The following is an 18,087-nucleotide window of genomic DNA, read 5'->3' as shown; positions in this document are numbered from 1 at the left end:
TGGAAATAAAAAAAGAGCGCTTTAAAGCGCTCTTTTTTAGTATTGAATTCGAAAGGGAGGTTCTTCCTATCTCTGCGAAGTTAAGCGGTTTGCTGCTTTAATTCGCCTTCAGCTTCTTCAACTGCTTCTGCTGTTGGTTCGCACTTATCAACAAACCAACCCATGTAAGAAGTGAAGATCGTTACGATGATACATACAAAACTCAGCCACATGAACGGGGCATAAGACAGTGTAGCAACACCCAAAATACTGGCCATGTAGATACCGTTGTCACTCCAAGGGACCATACCTGAGGTTAGCGTGCCGCCAAATTCTGCGTTACGAGACAAATTCTTACGTTTGTAGCCTAGACGGTCATAGTTCTTCGCACAGATTTTTGGGGTCAGGATAAGTGAAACGTACATCGCTGAACCAAATACGTTGCCCATAAAGGCCGTACCAATTGTGCTTGTTGCCAATGAACCTGCACTTTGAACGCGTTTTTCAAACAGCTTCGCGATAGTCTCTAGCACGCCTACTTTATCTAGTAGACCACCAAAACCAAGGCCAAATACGATAACCGCTACCGACCCAAGCATTGAAGACATGCCGCCACGGTTAAGGATTGAGTCAATGAAATCTACGCCAGATGAGATTGCAAACGGAGCCCAAGCCGTGTTGAACGCGGTTAGGAAATCGACATCTTGGATCATCACTGCCCAAATAATACCTAGCAGAGAACCAAAACTGATCACTGGGAATGAAGGCATACGCATCGCTAGAAGTGACAATACGATGATCACAGGAACAAATGAGTAAGGGGTGATATAGAACTGTTGTTCCATCGCTTTAATGACAGAGTCTACCTGGCTCATGTCAACTTGACCTGCGTAGTGGAAGCCAAATGCAGTAAACATAATGCCTGTAATAATGTAGCTAATGAGTGCTATCGGCAACATGCCTTTAATATGTTCCATCACTTCAACGTTAGACATAGATGAAGCAAGGATTACTGAATCCGATAGAGGCGACATTTTGTCACCAAAGTAACAGCCTGAAAGTACGGCACCTGCAGTGATTGGTGCAGGAACACCAAGACCTTGACCGATACCCATCATTGCAATACCTGCCGTGCCAGCCGCACCCCAAGACGTGCCAGTCGCTAGCGCAGTCAATGAACAGATGATCATGGTCGCGAGCAAAAAGATGGAAGGGTGGATTGCTTTAAGGCCGTAGTAAATAATGGTTGGAACAATACCACCAGAGATCCAAGTACCTACAAGCGCGCCAACGGCCAAAAGGATTAAAACGGCTCCAAGTCCATTGGAGATGCCATTTAGTGCTGCTTTTTCCAGATCTTTATACTGATGGCCAAGCTTTATGCCCAATATCATGACAATGAACCAACCGATGTATAGCGCTAGCTGAATCGGTAGGTCTAGCTTGGCTGTGAACGAAAATGCCAGCAGGAGAAATAAACCGAGCGAGATAAATACCTGTATCAAGCTTGGTAGGCGTGGTGTAACTTGCTTCATATGTGCCTCTGTCAATCTTGGAGCAATAGAGGAAGGCGCTCCTTGTTGTAATCGCGCATAACATACATTAACAAAAATTATATTTCGAACATTTGGTGTTTTATCTTGATGTTCGTCGGTAAAAACGTTTGCTTGTGAAATTAACTGTTAGTTTGTTTTAACTTTTTTGGTTTTAAATGTTGTGTAATGTGAAATTATTGTGCTTCATGTGTTATTTTCTCATTGAGTGGTAAGACCAATTAGGGGGCTAAAGTGCTTTCCCTACTTGAAAAATGGTTAAAACCGCAAACCAAACACTAAAAAATCTCGTGTAACCCGGTTTTTCAGAGGAAAAGGTTAAAAAACGCGCTTATTTACAAAATAGGGGTTGAGATTTTGCTGTGAAAAATTAACTATGGGGTAGGTTTTTTAATACATGGAGAGTTAATACGATGAGAGTTGGTTTAGTTGGTTGGCGCGGTATGGTTGGTTCAGTCCTTATGCAGCGTATGGTTGAAGAGAAAGACTTCGACCTAATCGAACCAGTATTCTACAGTACTTCTCAAGTTGGTATTCCTGCTCCTAACTTAGGAAAAGACGCAGGCTTACTGCAAGACGCGTATGATATTGAAAGCTTAAAACAGCTTGATGCGGTAATCACCTGTCAAGGTGGTAGCTACACAGAAAAAGTTTTCCCTGCACTTCGTCAGGCTGGTTGGAAAGGCTACTGGATTGACGCGGCCTCTACGCTACGTATGGCTGAAGATTCGATCATCACACTTGATCCAGTGAACTTAAAGCAAATCCAACAAGGCATCCACGGTGGCACGAACACATTTGTCGGTGGTAACTGTACGGTTAGTTTAATGCTAATGGGGCTAGGTGGTCTATTTGAGAAAGGCCTTGTTGAGTGGACAAGCGCAATGACTTACCAAGCCGCATCTGGTGCTGGTGCGCAAAATATGCGTGAATTGATCTCGCAAATGGGCGTTATCAATGACTCTGTTAGCTCTGAACTTGCAAACCCATCAAGCTCTATCCTAGATATCGATAAGAAAGTCGCGGATACAATGCGCAGCGGCTCTTTCCCTACCGATAAGTTCGGTGTGCCACTAGCTGGTTCGTTGATCCCATGGATCGATGTGAAGCGCGATAATGGTCAGAGTAAAGAAGAGTGGAAAGCGGGCGCTGAGGCGAATAAAATTTTGGGTTCTCAAAGTTCACCTGTTCCAATTGACGGTACTTGTGTGCGTATTGGCGCGATGCGTTGTCACTCTCAAGCACTTACTATCAAGCTTAAACAAAATGTACCAATGGACGAAATCGAAGAAATCATCGCCACTCATAACGATTGGGTGAAAGTGATTCCTAACGACCGTGACATCACTGCTCAAGAGCTAACACCGGCAAAAGTTACGGGCACAATGTCTGTACCAGTGGGTCGTCTACGTAAGATGGCAATGGGTGATGATTTCCTAAATGCTTTCACTGTTGGTGACCAACTGCTTTGGGGTGCTGCGGAGCCGTTGCGTCGTACTCTGCGAATTATTCTGTCTGAGAAAGCATAATCACATCAATCCTTTATTTGATGACAAAATAAAAGAGCTCCTTAGGGAGCTCTTTTTTCATGCGTCGTCTTCCGTTCGAACGACTCTTTTGTCTGGATCGGCCAGTTCACTACCACAATGTTTACAGTAAATTGCGTCAGAGTCGTGCCCTGCGTGGGAGCAGTTTGGGCATTTCACCAATACTTTGTGCGATTGCATCTCTTGGTGCAGTTCGGCAGTGAAAATACCTGTAGGTACCGCCAAAATGGAATAACCCAGTAACATGGTGAGTGATGCAAGCCCTTTACCTAGGTCTGTTTGGGGGACCAAGTCACCATACCCAACCGTTGTGATGGTCACGATCGCCCAATAAATACTTTTAGGAATGCTAGTAAATCCGTTTTCAGGTCCTTCAATGATAAAAATCAACGAGCCGAAAATCGTTACCATAATGGCGACGGAACTAAAGAAGATAAAAATCTTTCTGCGCGCCATAAGCAGTGAACGTAAGAGGATATTGGACTCTTGGAGGTATCGGACTAACTTGAGTATGCGGAATATTCGCATCACTCGCAGCGCCCTGATCACACCCATAAACGAAGCGGATGGGAAGAAGAGTGCTAAATAAGTGGGCAAAATCGCAAGTAAATCGACGACACCATAAAAACTCTTTGCGTAGGCGGCAGGTTTGGGAGAGCAATAAAGCCTTAGAAGGTATTCAATCGTGAATAGGCCAGTAAATGTGTATTCAATAAACTTCAGCTCTTTTTCCCACTCGGCCCGAACGGAGGGTATCGAATCTAACACCAGTACGATTAACGAACTTATGATCGCGATAATGAGAGCAATATCGAACGTTTTACCAGCTTTGGTATGAGTACCAAAAATGGTGACATATAGAGTATGTTTAAGAGAGTCAGTCGTCATGACAAAGCGATCCATTGTTGAATCGCTCTATCATACAATTTTATAGAAACTCAGGCTAATCCTGGAAATAAGTTGCGTAAGCCATTCGCAATGAACTCTATGCCAAGCGCGCCCAATATCAAACCCATGATACGAGTAATGACGTTGATTCCAGTTTGACCTAAAAATCGTACGATCAATGGGGCAGAACGGAATAATAGCCATGAACAAAGGCAGAACAAACCAATCGTAATACTAATGCCCACGGTATCGAACATGCTTGGGTAGCGTGCACCATAAACAATAGTCGAACTGATTGCACCAGGACCTGCCATTAAAGGCATTGCAAGAGGGACCACACCAATCTGTTCACGACTGACGTATTCCGTTTTCTCTTGTTTGTTCTGCTTATCTTCCCCCAGTTTACCGCTCATCATCGAGAATGCGATGCTAAGTAATAGCAACCCGCCAGCGACACGAAACGAATCCAGAGAAATACTGAACATGTCTAACAGTAACTGACCAGCAAAAAGCGAAATGATCAGGATGATCGCAACAGCCACATTTGCTGTTGTTGCCGTATTGCGCTTTTCGTCGGGTGTCATATGCCCGGTTAGTGACACAAACACAGGCATGATACCAACAGGGTTTACTGCGGCGACCAAACCGAGAAAAAACTGCAAGAAGATAGCAAGTTCAAAAGTTTGCATGTTGCTTACTCATCAAAGTTCACATTAGTGAAAAGGAGAAGGGGTAATTTGGGCGTAATGTAAGGCAAAAGTTAGGTTGTAAGAAATGAAAAAAACTAACGCATTCCCTGCCATTTAAGTGAGAAAAACTAATTCTTTAATAAACTGTATCTAATCTGGAAAGGAAATGTTACGTATAAAGTTGCTGATAAATTGCACTGTTTTACATAAACGTTAACATTCGCACATTTTTGATAAAAACCAAGGTGGTTTGTAGAGAGATGTATTCGGTTCGATATACTCTCAGTAGCACAAAGAATTGGGCCTACATGTAATTTTGTTGGTCAAAAATGAAACTTTTTTACAGGTTGTTGTAGTTTCTTTTATTTATTTGTCCATTTGCTTCTTTTTTACTCAATAAAAAATGAAAGTTAATTTATTTGTTTATCAGTGATTTATGTCATTTTGGTGTGATGAGGCACCACTTTGGTAGTATTTAGGTGGTGAGAACTGATCCAAGTCAATTTTTTTCACACTCTGAAATATTATACTCAGTCCTGAAAGCAATTTACTAAGACGTTTGTTTTCTAAGTGGCTGATAAACAGTAAAAACGATAAGTAATAGCCTTAGTAAAAAGTTTTTAATATTTGTTAATTTTAGGAGATTCCCTATGCCTGTAACTAATATGGCTGAACTAGATGCAATGGTTGCTCGCGTTAAGAAAGCGCAAGAAGAGTTCGCTACTTACTCTCAAGAGCAAGTAGATAAAATCTTTCGTGCAGCATCGCTTGCAGCTAACCAGGCCCGTATCCCGCTAGCTCAACAAGCGGTAGAAGAATCTGGTATGGGTATTGTTGAAGATAAAGTAATCAAGAACCACTTCGCTTCTGAGTTTATCTACAACAAATACAAAGACGAACAAACGTGTGGCATCTTAGAAGAAGATGACAACCTAGGTACTATGACTATCGCTGAGCCTGTAGGCATCATCTGCGGTATCGTACCAACGACTAACCCAACTTCTACAGCGATCTTCAAATCTCTAATCTCTTTGAAGACTCGTAACGGTATCATCTTCTCACCACATCCACGTGCGAAAAACTCAACTAACGATGCAGCTAAACTCGTTCTAGATGCAGCAGTAGCAGCAGGCGCACCAAAAGACATCATCGGTTGGATCGACCAGCCTTCTGTTGAGCTTTCAAACGCTCTAATGAAACACGATGACATCGCGCTTATCCTTGCAACTGGTGGTCCAGGCATGGTTAAAGCAGCATACTCTTCTGGTAAGCCAGCAATCGGTGTAGGTGCAGGTAACGTTCCTGTTGTTATCGATGAAACAGCAGACATCAAACGTGCTGTTGCTTCTATCCTTATGTCCAAGACTTTCGACAACGGTGTAGTATGTGCTTCTGAGCAGGCGGCAATCGTAGTTGATGAAGTATACGACGAAGTGAAAGAGCGTTTTGCTTCTCACAAAGCTTATGTCCTAAGCAAAGCAGAAGCTGATAAAGTTCGTAAAGTGCTTCTTATCGATGGCGCGCTAAACGCGAAAATCGTAGGTCAGCCAGCAGCAGCAATCGCTGAAATGGCAGGCGTTAAAGTTCCAGCAGACACTAAAGTTCTTGTTGGTGAAGGGCTGGGCAAAGTATCTCACGATGACGCATTCGCTCACGAGAAACTATCTCCAACTCTAGGTCTATTCCGTGCTGACAACTTCGAAGACGCGGTTGCTCAAGCGGTAACTATGGTTGAGATTGGTGGTATCGGCCACACATCTGGTCTTTACACTAACCAAGATACTAACGCTGATCGTATCCGTTACTTCGGTGACAAGATGAAGACAGCTCGTATCCTAATCAACATCCCGACTACTCACGGCGGTATCGGTGACTTGTACAACTTCAACGTTGCGCCATCTCTAACGCTAGGTTGTGGTTCTTGGGGTGGTAACTCTATCTCTGAGAACGTAGGTCCTAAACACCTAATCAACAAGAAAACTGTAGCGAAGCGAGCTGAAAACATGTTGTGGCATAAACTACCTAAGTCAATCTACTTCCGTCGTGGTAGCCTTCCAATCGCACTGGGCGATCTAGAAGGTAAGAAACGTGCATTCCTAGTAACTGACCGTTTCCTATTCAACAACGGTTACGCAGATGACGTAGTAAGCCTACTAAAAGCTCAAGGCATGGAAGTTCAAACATTCTTCGATGTTGAAGCTGACCCAACACTGTCTGTAGTAGAAAAAGGTGCGGCTCAAATGGCTAGCTACCAACCTGACGTTATCCTAGCGCTAGGCGGTGGTTCACCAATGGATGCAGCGAAAATCATGTGGGTAATGTACGAGCACCCAGAAACTCACTTTGAAGAACTAGCAATGCGCTTTATGGACATCCGTAAACGTATCTACAAGTTCCCTAAAATGGGTAAAAAAGCTGAGCTTGTATGTATCACTACAACTTCAGGTACTGGTTCAGAAGTTACTCCATTCGCGGTTGTTACTGACGACAAGACTGGTGCGAAATACCCACTAGCTGACTACGAAATCACGCCAAACATGGCAATCGTTGATGCGAACCTAGTAATGAACATGCCTAAGTCTCTAACAGCATTTGGTGGTTACGATGCAGTAACTCACGCTCTAGAAGCTTACGTTTCTGTTCTTGCTAACGAATACTCAGATGGCCAAGCTCTTCAAGCACTTAAGATGCTAAAAGAGTACCTACCATCAAGCTATGCGAACGGTGCAAATGACCCAATCGCTCGTGAGAAAGTACACAACGCAGCTACTATCGCTGGTGTTGCATTTGCGAACGCATTCCTAGGTGTTTGTCACTCAATGGCTCACAAACTGGGTGCTGAGTTCCACTTGCCACACGGCCTAGCTAACGCACTACTTATCTCTAACGTGGTACGTTACAACGCGAACGACAATCCAACTAAACAAACTGCGTTCTCTCAATACGACCGTCCACAAGCACGTCGTCGTTACGCTGAAGTTGCTGACCACCTAGGCCTAAGCCAAGAAGGTGACCGTACTGCTCAGAAGATTGAACGTCTACTAGCATGGTTGGATGAACTAAAAGTTAACCTAGACATCCCAATGTCTATCCAAGCGGCAGGTGTTGCTGAATCAGATTTCGTAGCGAAACTGGATGAGCTAGCGGTAGAAGCGTTCGATGACCAATGTACTGGTGCGAACCCACGTTACCCTCTAATCAGCGAACTTAAAGATGTGTTGATGGCTTCTTACTACGGTAAAGCATTTGTTGAAGGCGAAACTTTCGAAGGTACAACTGTTATCAAGAAGAAAGCAGACCAAGAAGCAGCAAAAGCAGCACCTAAAGCAAAGAAAGAAAAAGCTGACGCGTAATTAAAAAATCGAGTGAGCAAGGTTTTCGCTAGCACGGAACCTTAATCGGGAAAAGGTTAAAGCCCCAGTCAAGTGACTGGGGCTTTTTTTATTTTGGTGCAGGAGTTACATCTGGCTTGGGAAAACAGAGTTGCTGTGTATGCTTACACTTCGGTCGCAACTACTCGGCCACTGAAGTATTCATTCGCGACGATGTATGCTGTGTTGCGGACTAGTTCGTCTTGGATCTCAGCCCAGTGTCTCTCGTTGAGCTCTTCTTTTGTATGATTTACCGAGGGAATAACGCCGCCCACTCGAATGTTGAATGGTGTGAGTTCTTTTGCCCAGCTGTGAGTAAAACCTGACACCAACGCCGCCATGCTTTCAACTCCCGTAAAGTCTTCATGGTTGTCATGAGAAATGACGTTAACAATGACGCCTTTCTTGTTTCTGGCTCGAAAGCGCTCTGCTCCTACTTGGCCGTAGGTATAAAGGAAGCGTGCCGCAGACGACAAGTGATCAATGTAAGTACTCATTGGTTCTGGCGCCATTAAGCCAGGCATAGGAGAGCTGGTCCAGCAATTAACAATCACATCTGGTGTCGCACGTAGCTGTGATTCTATCTGGTCAAACAATAAGTTAATGGACGTTGTGTTATCACTACACACATTCATCGCATACACTTTGTCAGTGAAAGCGCTGATTTGCTCATAGCTCGCTCTCAAAGCGCTAGAATTTTGGTCACAAAGAATCAACGTTGCTCCAAGGTGAGCAAAGTGATTTGCACAGGTTCTTCCTATAACCGAACCTGCAGACGTGACGAGAATAATTGATTCTTTGATATCCATAGCACCTTCACTGTATCCATATGTGAAAAACAATACACCAGTGGTTTGTGCTAATAGCATGGTTGAAATTCGTTGGGTTCAGTGTGAAAGGCTTCAAACTAACGCTTTCGAGTGAGGACTATTGTGCGGTAATTTGTAAGATGTCACATTTCTGACGTGTAGGTATTGCAAGCTATTGGATAAAAAGCGGATCTCTATGCTTTAGCTTGAATTTGATGCTGACGTTGAGCCGTCACTAGCTGATTATATAGCCCAGCATCTGGGATCAGTTGTTTGTTGCGTTCGCCCAATCTGCGTCGCTCATGACCAGATAGGTTGTGATAAACCTCCTCTGGTAGGTTGAATGTGTCTTCAGGCAGGTAAGTCAGCGCATCTGGTTTTAGGTAATGGCTCAGCTTTGCGGAAGGCAATCCTGCATCGTGAAACTGTTTCGCTTGTTCAGCTGCGAGTTCATAGCTGCTGCTATCAGAACGAAGAGCTTGAGGTTGCGATAAACCCAATTGTTGGCGAAGAATACTGTCACTGGTGATGACTTCCTGGACCTCTTCAACCGGGACTACATCGCGAACATCATTAGAGAACATAGACAGAATCAGCGAGAAATCCGCACGACGACCGTCGTGTACGGCATGGTTAATACCATTACCGAACTGAAGTTCGTTGATAATTGCAGCTTTGTCTAAAGTATGAATTTGCATGATGTTCCTCGCTCGATGCTCTTTTAACGGCGTGGATAAGAAGAACTTTAGTAAAAGAGGGAATTATTTAAAGGTGCTAGGGAAGGCGAAACAAAAAAGCCCGCTAAATAGCGAGCTTTTGAATAAGACTAAATTGAACTTAGGGGGAAGTATATTACTTCGCTAGGTTCTCAGCTACGAAGTCCCAGTTTACTAGAGCCCAGAAGCCGTTCATGTAATCAGGACGTACGTTACGGTAATCGATGTAGTACGCGTGTTCCCATAGGTCAACAGTTAGAAGTGGTGTTGTACCTTCTTCTGTTAGAGGAGTAGCAGCGTTAGAAGTGTTAACGATCTCTAGAGAGCCATCAGCTTTCTTAACAAGCCAAGTCCATGAAGAACCGAAGTTGTTGATTGCTGAATCAGTAAACTTCGCTTTGAATTCTTCAAAAGAACCGAATGCTGCGTTGATTGCGTCTGCAACTGCGCCAGTTGGCTCGCCGCCCGCATTTGGAGCAAGACAGTGCCAGTAGAACGTGTGGTTCCAGATTTGCGCTGCGTTGTTGAATACGCCACCAGTAGAAGTCTTGATGATCTCTTCTAGAGTTTTGCCTTCGAACTCAGTACCAGGGATAAGACCGTTAAGCTTAACAACGTAAGTGTTGTGGTGCTTACCGTGGTGGTAGTCTAGAGTCTCTGCTGAGATGTGTGGTTCTAGTGCGTCTTTCGCGTAAGGAAGAGCTGGTAGTTCAAATGCCATTACTCGATTCTCCATTGATTTGAAAGGATGACCTTTCGATTGCTTCCAGTGTTTTTTTATAGCTATGTCGCCTTTAAGGCTGACTTGCTAAGTATTTTAGCAAGTTTTTACTTTATTAAAACCCCGATATGAAAATATTTTAAGAGGTTAGCAGTGGTGAAGTGCTGCATTGCTCGCCAATGAGCAACCTAAAATTAAGCCTTATTAATTATATGGTTTTTATTCTGTCGTTATTGAGTAGAATGTGGCAAATAAATAAAGTTCAAACCCATGAATGAGGAAGCGATGGAAACTATCGACAAAATCAAACAGCAGATCTCTGAAAACTCAATCCTGCTGTACATGAAAGGATCACCGAAACTACCTAGCTGTGGTTTCTCTTCTCAAGCGTCACAGGCACTAATGGCATGTGGTGAGAAGTTCGCTTACGTAGACATTCTGCAAAACCCAGATATCCGTGCTGAGTTACCAAAGTACGCGCAATGGCCAACTTTCCCTCAACTATGGGTTGAAGGTGAGCTTATCGGCGGTTGTGACATTATTCTAGAAATGTTCCAAAAAGGTGAACTGCAGCCTCTAATCAAAGAAGCAGCAGCGCGCGCTGAAGATCAAGCTGAGTAATTCGTAAATACTCACATTTAGCGATAGAATACGAAGGAGCCGTACTGGCTCCTTTTTCTTTTTAGGTTAGTGGAATGAACATAAAGCTTTACTACGTGCATGACCCAATGTGCAGTTGGTGTTGGGGTTACAAACCAACGCTGGATAAACTAAAACAGCAACTGCCAGGTGTGATTCAGTTTGAGTATGTGGTTGGTGGTCTTGCGCCAGATACTAATTTACCGATGCCGCCCGAGATGCAACAAAAACTCGAAGGTATTTGGAAGCAGATTGAGCGCCAGTTAGGCACTAAGTTTAACTACGATTTCTGGAAGCTTTGTACGCCAGTTAGAAGCACTTACCAATCTTGTCGTGCGGTTATTGCAGCCGGCTTTCAAGACTCTTATGAGCAGATGCTAGAAGCGGTTCAGCATGCGTATTACTTACGTGCGATGCCTCCTCATGAAGAAGCCACTCACTTGCAACTAGCGAGAGAAATTGGCTTGAATGTTCAGCAATTCAAGAATGACATGGATGGCTCTTTCTTAGAAGGTGTGTTCGAAGATCAATTGAGCCTTGCAAAGAGCCTAGGTGTGAGCTCTTACCCTAGCTTGGTTCTTAAAATTAACGACGCTTATTTTCCGATTGCCATCGATTACCTGTCGACAGAACCAACCTTGAAGCTGATTCGTGAGCGTATTATTGACAATATGCCAGCGCAATAACCACAGTTATGAATAACAAAAAGCCGCTCATTGAGCGGCTTTTTCGTAACTAAATGTATATCCATCCAAACAATAGTATTAAAGCACCATTGCTGCAATCCAACCAAAGATGATTAGAGGGATATTGTAATGGATAAAGGTTGGAACGACTGTTTCCCAAATGTGCTCATGTTGACCGTCTGCATTTAGACCAGATGTAGGGCCTAATGTAGAGTCAGAAGCTGGAGAGCCTGCATCACCTAACGCCGCCGCAGTACCTACTAGTGCAATCGTTGCCATCGGCGAGAAACCGAATGCTAGCGCAAGAGGAACATAGATAGTTGCAAGGATTGGAATCGTAGAGAACGATGAACCAATGCCCATTGTTACTAATAGACCAACGATCAGCATCAGTAGTGCAGCTAGAGGCTTATTGTCACCGATGCTGGTTGATAGCGATTGTACTAGTGTTTCAACACCGCCAGTTTGCTTCATTACTGCTGCAAAACCTGCCGCTGCGATCATGATGAAGCCAATCATTGCCATCATGTGTACACCTTTAGTGAACACGTCGTGCGTCTCTTTCCATGCGATAACGCCGCCGAAAGTGAACACCATAAAGCCAGCTAGAGCACCTATAATCATTGAACCCGTGTAAAGCTGAACACCCAATGCAGCGACAATACCAAGTGCCGCAACTAAGATGTGCTTTTTATTGATGACATGATCGGTTTCGTCAACGACAGTCAACTCAGTTTCTTTGTAGACACGCGGTTTACGATAGCTAACAAAGATAGCCAGTAATAGACCAAACAGCATGCCTGCACCTGGCAGTAACATGGCGGTTGGGACTTGGCCTGCAACCACGTTTTCCAAACCGTTGTCATGCAGGTTCTTTAATAGAATGTTGTTTAAGAAAATACCGCCGAAACCAACAGGTAAGATCATGTAAGGTGTGATCAAACCGAAGGTAAGAACACACGCGACCAAACGTCGGTCGAGCTTAAGTTTCGCGAATACGCCCAAAAGAGGTGGAATCAAAATTGGAATAAAGGCGATATGGACCGGAATTACGTTCTGAGATGACATCGTGACAAGCACTAACGCCACCAACACGGCGTACTTTAAGCCAGTAGTGGAAGCGGAGTTTTCTTTACCATTTAAGCGCTTGATAACACTTTTGGCCAGTAGATCCGTGATGCCTGATTTCGAGATGGCAACAGCGAAAGTACCTAACATGGCGTAGCTTAGCGCGATAGTTGCACCGCCACCTAGACCACTTTCAAATGCGGCAACCGTATCCCCAAGGCTCATGCCTGCGACTAGGCCGCCTACGATGGCACTAAACGTGAGGGCAACCACCACGTTTACGCGCATCAATGCTAACACGAGCATGACGCACACTGATATAACGACAGGATTCATACTTTTCCTAATATGTTGTGTTTACTTATTATTCTTCGTCGACAAGCGGCCAACCGCCGAGGGCCTTCCATTTGTTGACAATACCGCAGAATAATTCTGCTGTTTTTTGTGTATCGTAAAGCGCAGAGTGTGCTTCACGGTTATCAAATTCCATCCCGGCTGTTTTGCATGCTTTAGCGAGAACTGTTTGGCCATAAGCAAGGCCACTTAATGTAGCCGTATCAAAAGTAGCAAAGGGATGAAAAGGGACTCTTTTTAGTTTACAGCGTTCATTTGCTGCATTTACAAAACCCAAGTCGAATGCTGCGTTATGAGCAACCATAATTGCACGTGAGCAATCTGCGGCTTTTTGTTCTTTGCGAATAAGCTTATAAATTTCCTTTAGCGCCTCTTGCTCAGAAACAGCACCACGAAGAGGGCTGAAAGGGTCACGAATACCATTGAATTCAAGCGCTTCTTTTTCTAAGTTAGCGCCTTCAAATGGCTCCACATGAAAATGAATGGTGGAGGCCGGATGCAACACGCCATGTTCGTCCATTTTCAACGTAACGGCACAGATTTCTAAAAGTGCATCAGTTTGAGCATTGAAACCAGCGGTCTCAACGTCTACTACCACAGGGAAATAACCACGAAAGCGTTTTTTCAAGGTTAGAGCTTCATTTTCTAGTGTCATGTTGGCTTATTTTTGTGTGACGAAGGCTGCATTATTGCAGATTATACCGATGAGAAAAACCGCAATTTAAGAGAAAACCGGAATTCTATTTTGCATCCAATCAATAAGTTTGTATTGCATATTATGTAGACGTTTATTCGCCATACTTTGCATCATGTAAACCGATAAAACATGAGGAAGTAAAACGCTAAGTGGCGGTTAAGGTGATTGGAACACGGTGGCTCACATTAATGGCAGTGTGACAGATAACCCTATATTGGCGAGATTTTTGCATGCCGGTTGAAGTAATTTTATTGATGCAAATTGACGGCAACAGACTGCCGTTTAAGAGACAGTATTAGATGAAGAAATGGCTGATTACCAGTGGTGTTGTATTTTCGTTGTTTAGCACAAGCAGCTTCGCTTTGATGGGCAAACGTTATGCTGCAACTCCACAGCAATCTCAATGGGAAATGGTGGTCAATACACCATTAGAATGTCAGCTTGTACACCCCATTCCAAGCTTTGGAGATGCGGTATTTTCATCTCGTGCAAATAAAAAAATCAATTTAGACTTTGAGTTAAAAATGCGTCGCCCGATGGGAGAAACACGTAACGTCAGTCTCATTTCTATGCCGCCACCTTGGCGACCAGGTGAACACGCCGATCGAATTACAAACTTAAAGTTTTTTAAACAGTTTGATGGTTATGTCGGAGGGCAAACAGCATGGGGCATTTTGTCTGAGCTGGAAAAAGGCCGTTATCCGACTTTTAGTTACCAAGATTGGCAGAGCCGAGATCAGAGAATTGAAGTCGCATTGTCATCAGTACTGTTTCAAAACAAGTACAACGCGTTTAGCGACTGTATTTCCAACTTATTGAAATACAGTTTCGAGGACATTGCTTTTACGATTTTGCACTACGAAAGACAAGGTGATCAGTTAACCAAGGCTTCTAAAAAGCGTTTATCACAAATTGCAGATTATATCCGACATAATCAAGATATCGATCTCGTGCTGGTGGCGACGTACACAGATTCAACCGATGGTAAAAGTGCGAGTCAAAGTTTATCAGAGCGACGTGCAGAGTCACTTCGTGACTATTTTCAGTCTCTAGGGCTACCGGAAGATCGAATTCAAGTGCAAGGGTACGGCAAGCGTCGTCCTATTGCAGATAACGGTTCGCCAATAGGAAAAGACAAAAACCGCCGAGTCGTGATATCTCTAGGGCGAACCCAAGTGTGATGCATATAAAAACGCCGAAGCTGAAAGCTTCGGCATTTTTGATTTACTGACGTTGTTAATAATATTTTAGTGGTATTTTGCCAAGCACGTTTCGGTGATTCCTGCTGTATAATTTGAATGTTAGTTTAAGCGGAATTTGGCAATGACTTCGCAATTGGTGGCGGTATCGATTTTTTCAACCTGTTTGGCAATAGCCGGATTAGGGTGACGCTTCATAAAGTCTATCAACGCCTTAGTACAGCATCCTATCGAGTCGATAAAGCTTGCACACTCTTTATTTGGGCATTGTGGGATAAGTGTTAAGACCTTCTCAGAGGCCAGTTGAAGGTATTTGAGTTCATAGTCAGTATCTCCAGCCCAACGCCAGAACTGAGCTAAGTTATGACAAGAAATCACAGAAATTAATAATCGCTCGTCCGCCTCAATTTCCACACATTCGCTGATATCTTCACTCAGGCTTAGGGCTTGCTGGTAATGAAGAATGCTGCGAACAGGGTCATCTAGTTGAAGTGCCGTATCGGCTAGAAGTGTGTGTTTTTCCCATTCACTGATCATTATCGTAATCCCGCATATCGAAGTTGCGGATAAATCTAAACGATAACTATTATCAAGTAAAGGGTTTTGTTTATAAAAGGACAGGCAGATCGCAGACCTGCCTGTAATCGGAGTTCAACTTGCAGTACAAGTGATTATTAGAAGTGCCGCTTAGCCTTCAAGACCTGATGAAGCTTGCTTGTTTTGAATAAGCTCAATCATATAACCATCTGGGTCTTTTACGAATGCAATGTGCGTGCTTCCGCCTTTTACTGGACCTGGCTCACGCGTCACATTACCGCCCGCCGCTTTGATAGCGTCGCAAGTTGTGTAGATATCATCAACACCAATGGCGATATGACCAAAAGCAGTACCTAGGTCATACTCAGTTTTACCCCAGTTGTAAGTCAGTTCGATCACTGCACCTTGGGATTCGTCACCATAACCAAGAAACGCTAGCGTGTATTCGTACTCTTTATTTTCGTTAGTACGAAGCAGCTGCATGCCCATAACTTCAGTGTAAAACTTGATGGATTTGTCTAGATCACCTACGCGAAGCATAGTGTGGAGAATTCGACCGTTTGACATTTTTTGCTCCTAGCTTTGATTTACAAATAGCATTAGCTATCTGGGTATACTTTCTCTTTATATTCGCACAAATCTTCGATAATACAGCTACCGCAGCGAGGCTTTCTTGCTACGCACGTATAACGACCATGAAGAATGAGCCAGTGGTGCACATCGAGTTTGAACTCTTTTGGCACAACTTTTAATAGCTTCTGCTCGACATCATCAACCGTTTTTCCCATCGCAAATTTAGTGCGATTCGACACGCGATAAATGTGCGTATCGACGGCAATAGTTGGCCAACCAAAAGCGGTGTTGAGCACGACGTTTGCGGTCTTGCGACCTACGCCTGGTAGCGCTTCTAACGCGGCACGATCTTCAGGAACTTCACCATTGTGTTTTTCCAACAAGATCTTACAAGTCTTGATTGTGTTTTCTGCCTTTGAGTTAAACAAACCGATGGTCTTTATGTATTCTTTTAAGCCATCGACTCCCAAATCAAGAATGCTTTGAGGTGTATTCGCTACAGGGAAAAGCTTGTCGGTGGCTTTATTGACGCTTACATCGGTTGCTTGAGCTGATAGTAATACAGCGATTAGCAGCTCAAAAGGGGAGCTCCAGTTAAGCTCAGTTTGAGGATTCGGATTGTTTTCTCGTAATCGCTCAAGAATTTCGATTCTTTTTATTTTGTTCATTGCTGACTTCCAATACCGTCTCTGCGGTTTATGAAAAAGGCTCCTATGACAGAGCCTTATCTTGTTATGCGTTAGTGACGCGAGCACGTTCTATGGTTGGTTTTTCTTCTTTTGGTTGACGTGCCTGAATTGAATTATCTATGACATTTTTGAGCGCTATCAACAGCCCAACACCGATAAATGCACCAGGTGGGAGAAGCGCTAACAGGAAGCTATTGTCAAATTGGAAAACTTGAATCCGTAGAGCTGAAGCCCAGTCTCCTAGGAGAAGGTCTGCTCCGTCGAATAGTGTGCCATTACCAATCAATTCGCGCATGGCACCTAAAACAACCAAGACGCTCGTCATACCAAGGCCCATCCACAAACCATCTAGCGCAGCGGGTGCAACATCATTTTTTGACGCGTAAGCTTCTGCTCGGCCAATAATAATGCAGTTCGTTACAATCAGAGGAATAAAGATACCTAGAGACAGGTACAAACCGTACGCATAGGCATTCATTAACAACTGAACGCAGGTAACGAGTGAGGCAATGATCATAACGAATACAGGTATACGGATCTCTTTTGGCACATAGTTACGAATAAGAGAAACTGTTACGTTGGATCCAACTAGCACGAGTAAGGTTGCAATACCAAGACCTAATGCATTGGTTATCGTGGAAGAAACCGCTAGCAGTGGACATAAGCCCAGCAGTTGTACGAGAGCGGGGTTGTTACTCCACATACCGTTTTTCATCAGTAATTTATTCTCATTCATTACTGCTCTCCTTCACAGCCTAACGGCTGGTTAAGAATGTCTTCACGAGATTGGTTTACGTAGTTAACGGTATTTCGCACCACTTTTACGACGGCTCTTGGCGTGATCGTTGCACCAGTAAATTGATCGAAATCGCCGCCATCTTTACGAACTTTCCACGAATTCCAATTGTTTTCCGTGACTTGTTTTCCTGTAAAGCTCAGGATCCAGTCGGTGACACGAAGATCGATTTTATCGCCCAGACCAGGGGTTTCTTGGTGGTTTAGGACGCGTGTCCCCAAAATATTGCCCTGATTATCAATCCCAGTAATCACTTTTATCTCACCATTGTAGCCATCTGGCGCGATAGATTCTATTGCGATTGCTATTGGTTCACCATTCTTCGTGGCGAGGTAGGCTGGCATCGCACGTAATGTCCCCAGATCTGGAGACGTGACCATTGTACAAGCTTGCGTGAGTGCGTTGTCATGCATGTTTTCTGGAATGACTTGATTCAAAACAGAAAGTAATTGTTTTTGCTCTTGTACCTTGATTTGGTCTTTTGTTAGGTACTGAGTAAGGGCGACTAATCCGGTTGTTGCACATGCAAATATCGCGAGTGTCAGACCATTTTTTCTAATAGCGGTTAACATGTTT

Annotated in this window: 18 protein-coding genes; 5 read left to right on the top strand and 13 right to left on the bottom strand. The window is 43.8% G+C overall.

All coding sequences use genetic code 11. The features are described 5' to 3' along the window. Window positions 1–80: 80 nt before the first annotated feature. Window positions 81–1,514, bottom strand: a complete 1,434-nt coding sequence (gene nhaC, locus R8O10_RS12025; RefSeq protein ID WP_005380726.1) for a Na+/H+ antiporter NhaC — start codon at window positions 1,512–1,514, stop codon at window positions 81–83. Window positions 1,515–1,945: 431 nt separating this feature from the next. Here nhaC and asd point away from each other — a divergent pair, with 431 nt between their 5' ends. Beyond that, window positions 1,946–3,061 carry an aspartate-semialdehyde dehydrogenase gene (asd, locus tag R8O10_RS12020; protein ID WP_005380727.1) on the top strand — a complete coding sequence of 372 codons (1,116 nt, stop codon included), beginning with the start codon at window positions 1,946–1,948 and terminating at the stop codon, window positions 3,059–3,061. A gap of 57 nt (window positions 3,062–3,118) precedes the next feature. Here asd and R8O10_RS12015 read toward each other — a convergent pair whose 3' ends face one another. Next, window positions 3,119–3,982 carry an ion transporter gene (locus tag R8O10_RS12015; RefSeq protein ID WP_005380728.1) on the bottom strand — a complete coding sequence of 288 codons (864 nt, stop codon included), beginning with the start codon at window positions 3,980–3,982 and terminating at the stop codon, window positions 3,119–3,121. Between the two features lie 35 nt (window positions 3,983–4,017). After that, window positions 4,018–4,656 (bottom strand): YchE family NAAT transporter, encoded by a 639-nt coding sequence (locus R8O10_RS12010; protein ID WP_005380729.1) that lies wholly within the window; start codon window positions 4,654–4,656, stop codon window positions 4,018–4,020. Window positions 4,657–5,306: 650 nt separating this feature from the next. Here R8O10_RS12010 and adhE point away from each other — a divergent pair. Continuing rightward, entirely contained in the window at window positions 5,307–8,009 is a 2,703-nt protein-coding gene (gene adhE / locus R8O10_RS12005; protein WP_005380731.1) for a bifunctional acetaldehyde-CoA/alcohol dehydrogenase, read from the top strand. Window positions 8,010–8,152: 143 nt separating this feature from the next. On the opposite strand, the gene R8O10_RS12000 is transcribed toward adhE, so the two are convergent. The 3 genes from R8O10_RS12000 to sodB form a co-directional block, all read right to left on the bottom strand. Beyond that, window positions 8,153–8,896, bottom strand: a complete 744-nt coding sequence (locus R8O10_RS12000; RefSeq protein WP_005380732.1) for an SDR family oxidoreductase — start codon at window positions 8,894–8,896, stop codon at window positions 8,153–8,155. A 134-nt stretch (window positions 8,897–9,030) separates the two neighbouring features. Further along, a complete protein-coding gene (locus R8O10_RS11995) occupies window positions 9,031–9,534 on the bottom strand; it encodes a VC2046/SO_2500 family protein (protein ID WP_005380733.1) in 504 nt (167 codons plus the stop codon). 154 nt (window positions 9,535–9,688) lie between these two features. Next, window positions 9,689–10,273: a superoxide dismutase [Fe] gene (gene sodB / locus R8O10_RS11990; RefSeq protein WP_005396533.1), complete on the bottom strand. Its 585-nt coding sequence runs from the start codon at window positions 10,271–10,273 to the stop codon at window positions 9,689–9,691. A gap of 285 nt (window positions 10,274–10,558) precedes the next feature. On the opposite strand from sodB, the gene R8O10_RS11985 reads away from it, so the two are divergent. Beyond that, window positions 10,559–10,894 carry a Grx4 family monothiol glutaredoxin gene (locus R8O10_RS11985; protein WP_017635833.1) on the top strand — a complete coding sequence of 112 codons (336 nt, stop codon included), beginning with the start codon at window positions 10,559–10,561 and terminating at the stop codon, window positions 10,892–10,894. A gap of 74 nt (window positions 10,895–10,968) precedes the next feature. Next, window positions 10,969–11,598 (top strand): DsbA family protein, encoded by a 630-nt coding sequence (locus R8O10_RS11980; RefSeq protein WP_025767201.1) that lies wholly within the window; start codon window positions 10,969–10,971, stop codon window positions 11,596–11,598. Between the two features lie 78 nt (window positions 11,599–11,676). Here the strand turns inward: R8O10_RS11980 and R8O10_RS11975 are convergent, their stop codons facing one another. Both R8O10_RS11975 and rnt read right to left on the bottom strand, forming a co-directional pair. Further along, window positions 11,677–13,002, bottom strand: a complete 1,326-nt coding sequence (locus tag R8O10_RS11975) for a Na+/H+ antiporter family protein (protein WP_025767202.1) — start codon at window positions 13,000–13,002, stop codon at window positions 11,677–11,679. A 28-nt stretch (window positions 13,003–13,030) separates the two neighbouring features. Next, entirely contained in the window at window positions 13,031–13,675 is a 645-nt protein-coding gene (gene rnt, locus R8O10_RS11970) for a ribonuclease T (protein ID WP_005384888.1), read from the bottom strand. Window positions 13,676–14,016: 341 nt separating this feature from the next. On the opposite strand from rnt, the gene motY reads away from it, so the two are divergent. Then, on the top strand, window positions 14,017–14,898 hold the full coding sequence (gene motY / locus R8O10_RS11965; RefSeq protein WP_005384887.1) for a flagellar protein MotY: 882 nt from the start codon (window positions 14,017–14,019) through the stop codon (window positions 14,896–14,898). A gap of 120 nt (window positions 14,899–15,018) precedes the next feature. Here motY and R8O10_RS11960 read toward each other — a convergent pair whose 3' ends face one another. From R8O10_RS11960 to rsxG, 5 genes are all read right to left on the bottom strand, one after another. Beyond that, on the bottom strand, window positions 15,019–15,453 hold the full coding sequence (locus tag R8O10_RS11960) for a DUF2753 domain-containing protein (RefSeq protein WP_005384886.1): 435 nt from the start codon (window positions 15,451–15,453) through the stop codon (window positions 15,019–15,021). 150 nt (window positions 15,454–15,603) lie between these two features. Beyond that, window positions 15,604–16,020 carry a lactoylglutathione lyase gene (gene gloA / locus R8O10_RS11955; RefSeq protein ID WP_017635317.1) on the bottom strand — a complete coding sequence of 139 codons (417 nt, stop codon included), beginning with the start codon at window positions 16,018–16,020 and terminating at the stop codon, window positions 15,604–15,606. Window positions 16,021–16,052: 32 nt separating this feature from the next. Further along, window positions 16,053–16,694, bottom strand: coding sequence for an endonuclease III (gene nth, locus R8O10_RS11950; RefSeq protein WP_005380743.1), 642 nt, complete (start codon window positions 16,692–16,694; stop codon window positions 16,053–16,055). Between the two features lie 64 nt (window positions 16,695–16,758). After that, window positions 16,759–17,451, bottom strand: a complete 693-nt coding sequence (locus R8O10_RS11945; RefSeq protein WP_005380745.1) for an electron transport complex subunit E — start codon at window positions 17,449–17,451, stop codon at window positions 16,759–16,761. After that, complete coding sequence (gene rsxG / locus R8O10_RS11940; protein ID WP_205461160.1) at window positions 17,451–18,083, bottom strand: electron transport complex subunit RsxG; 633 nt, start codon at window positions 18,081–18,083, stop codon at window positions 17,451–17,453. The genes R8O10_RS11945 and rsxG overlap by 1 nt, the downstream gene beginning before the upstream one ends. Window positions 18,084–18,087 lie beyond the last annotated feature (4 nt).

It is taken from the genome of Vibrio sp. 1727, assembly GCF_033344415.1.
Lineage (GTDB): Bacteria > Pseudomonadota > Gammaproteobacteria > Enterobacterales > Vibrionaceae > Vibrio > Vibrio alginolyticus.
Note: the sequence above shows the minus strand (reverse complement) of the source record. Positions and strands in the feature narration are given on the sequence as shown.

Coding starts and splice junctions, on each gene's coding strand:
- R8O10_RS11945 (WP_005380745.1), bottom strand. CDS start 17,451: ATGAATGAGAATAAATTACTGATGAAAAACGGTATGTGGAGTAACAAC.
- adhE (WP_005380731.1), top strand. CDS start 5,307: ATGCCTGTAACTAATATGGCTGAACTAGATGCAATGGTTGCTCGCGTT.
- R8O10_RS11975 (WP_025767202.1), bottom strand. CDS start 13,002: ATGAATCCTGTCGTTATATCAGTGTGCGTCATGCTCGTGTTAGCATTG.
- R8O10_RS12010 (WP_005380729.1), bottom strand. CDS start 4,656: ATGCAAACTTTTGAACTTGCTATCTTCTTGCAGTTTTTTCTCGGTTTG.
- asd (WP_005380727.1), top strand. CDS start 1,946: ATGAGAGTTGGTTTAGTTGGTTGGCGCGGTATGGTTGGTTCAGTCCTT.
- rsxG (WP_205461160.1), bottom strand. CDS start 18,083: ATGTTAACCGCTATTAGAAAAAATGGTCTGACACTCGCGATATTTGCA.
- rnt (WP_005384888.1), bottom strand. CDS start 13,675: ATGACACTAGAAAATGAAGCTCTAACCTTGAAAAAACGCTTTCGTGGT.
- gloA (WP_017635317.1), bottom strand. CDS start 16,020: ATGTCAAACGGTCGAATTCTCCACACTATGCTTCGCGTAGGTGATCTA.
- R8O10_RS11960 (WP_005384886.1), bottom strand. CDS start 15,453: ATGATCAGTGAATGGGAAAAACACACACTTCTAGCCGATACGGCACTT.
- nhaC (WP_005380726.1), bottom strand. CDS start 1,514: ATGAAGCAAGTTACACCACGCCTACCAAGCTTGATACAGGTATTTATC.
- R8O10_RS12000 (WP_005380732.1), bottom strand. CDS start 8,896: ATGCTATTAGCACAAACCACTGGTGTATTGTTTTTCACATATGGATAC.
- R8O10_RS12015 (WP_005380728.1), bottom strand. CDS start 3,982: ATGGATCGCTTTGTCATGACGACTGACTCTCTTAAACATACTCTATAT.
- nth (WP_005380743.1), bottom strand. CDS start 16,694: ATGAACAAAATAAAAAGAATCGAAATTCTTGAGCGATTACGAGAAAAC.
- motY (WP_005384887.1), top strand. CDS start 14,017: ATGAAGAAATGGCTGATTACCAGTGGTGTTGTATTTTCGTTGTTTAGC.
- R8O10_RS11995 (WP_005380733.1), bottom strand. CDS start 9,534: ATGCAAATTCATACTTTAGACAAAGCTGCAATTATCAACGAACTTCAG.
- R8O10_RS11985 (WP_017635833.1), top strand. CDS start 10,559: ATGGAAACTATCGACAAAATCAAACAGCAGATCTCTGAAAACTCAATC.
- R8O10_RS11980 (WP_025767201.1), top strand. CDS start 10,969: ATGAACATAAAGCTTTACTACGTGCATGACCCAATGTGCAGTTGGTGT.
- sodB (WP_005396533.1), bottom strand. CDS start 10,273: ATGGCATTTGAACTACCAGCTCTTCCTTACGCGAAAGACGCACTAGAA.